The organism is Vibrio genomosp. F10 str. 9ZD137 (genome assembly GCF_049974785.1).
GTDB lineage: Bacteria > Pseudomonadota > Gammaproteobacteria > Enterobacterales > Vibrionaceae > Vibrio.
In genome coordinates this window covers 1-860 of sequence record NZ_JBNGCJ010000218.1, presented here as the reverse complement: position 1 = coordinate 860, position 860 = coordinate 1, and the positions used below count along the sequence as shown (strand labels likewise).

Sequence of the window (860 nt, the reverse complement as noted above, 5' to 3'; positions counted from 1 at the left end):
CTGTGGGCGCTATTTCCCGGCCCGTCACTGATCGCTATTATGTTTCGCGCTCAAAACTTGCCTACATCCTCGACTCTACCGCCGCACCAATGTGTGTGTTGATGCCCGCATCAAGTTGGGGTGCTTACATCATGACGATTGTCGGTGGAATATTAATTTCTCACGGTGTCACTGAGTATTCAGCGATCGGTGCGTATGTGCGCATGATCCCAATGAACTTCTATGCGGTGTTTGCTCTCTTAATGGTATTTGCGGTTGTTTGGTTCCAGCTTGATGTGGGGCAAATGCGTAAACACGAAATTCAAGCATCTCAAGGCCGTGGGTTTGATGGGGATAAAGAAGCCGATCTACCACAAGCTCATGAATTAAATGAAGAGCTAGATATTCAAGAAAGTGAACACGGTAAGGTATCGGATCTGGTCCTACCGATTCTGTGTCTTATCGTCGCGACGGTTTCTGCCATGCTTTACACAGGTGGTTCTGCGCTTAAGGCGGACGGTCAAGCTTTCTCATTATTGGGGGCATTTGAAAATACCGACGTTGGTATGTCACTTATTTATGGTGGCATTACGGGTTTTGTTGTTGCGTTAGTGACTGTGCTAAAACAAAAAATGTCGCCTAGTGATATTGGTGTGACACTTTGGATTGGTGCTAAGTCTATGTTTGGCGCAATTTTGATTCTTATTTTCGCATGGACGATTGGTACCGTTATTGGTGACATGAACACCGGTGCTTATTTATCTTCTCAGATTGAAGGTAGTATTAGCCCAATGTGGTTGCCGGTTATTTTATTCCTATTATCTGGCTTAATGGCTTTCTCCACGGGCACTTCTTGGGGCACGTTTGGCATTATGCTGCCT

Annotated in this window: 1 protein-coding gene; it reads left to right on the top strand. The window is 45.6% G+C overall.

Features of this window, described 5'->3' with window-relative positions; genetic code table 11:
- A partial coding sequence (locus tag ACP45E_RS03035; RefSeq protein ID WP_277815675.1) for a Na+/H+ antiporter NhaC family protein occupies window positions 1-860 on the top strand: 860 nt, incomplete at both ends.